Origin of the sequence: Haloferax sp. KTX1, assembly GCF_902410085.1 — an archaeon.
GTDB lineage: Archaea > Halobacteriota > Halobacteria > Halobacteriales > Haloferacaceae > Haloferax > Haloferax massiliensis.
Map to the genome: position 1 here is coordinate 1 of NZ_CABPRH010000369.1, position 382 is coordinate 382.

The 382-nt window shown below is 68.1% G+C and carries 1 protein-coding gene; it reads right to left on the minus strand.

The genetic code is table 11. The features are described 5' to 3' along the window. The coding region (locus FY251_RS22245) for a proton-conducting transporter membrane subunit (RefSeq protein WP_305037602.1) at window positions 1-382 on the minus strand (382 nt) is incomplete at both ends.

Below are 382 nucleotides of genomic sequence, written 5' to 3' on the forward strand. Positions count from 1 at the left end.
ACGCATGCAGGCCGATGAAGCCGACGTTGACGCCGATACCGATCGCGGCCAGCGCGGCGGCCAGCCCGGACGTGATGCCGGCCGTCTCCGGGCCGCCCGGCACCGACGCGAACAGGAACGTCTCCACCTCGACGTAGTGCCGGAGGATGGCGGCCATCAACAGCGTGCCGCCCAGGCCGTGCAGCAGTGCGTACCGGAAGCCGGCCCGGACTGCCTTGCCGCCGTAGTGCCACACCAGCAGCGTGCTGGTGACGGCCATCAGCTCCCAGAAGAAGATGAGTGTGAGCCAGTCGCCGGCGAACACGGCCCCGAAGCTCGTCGCAACATACGAAAGCGCGAACGCCGTCTGTGTGGTGTCGGCCTCACTGGCGTAGGAGTAGAG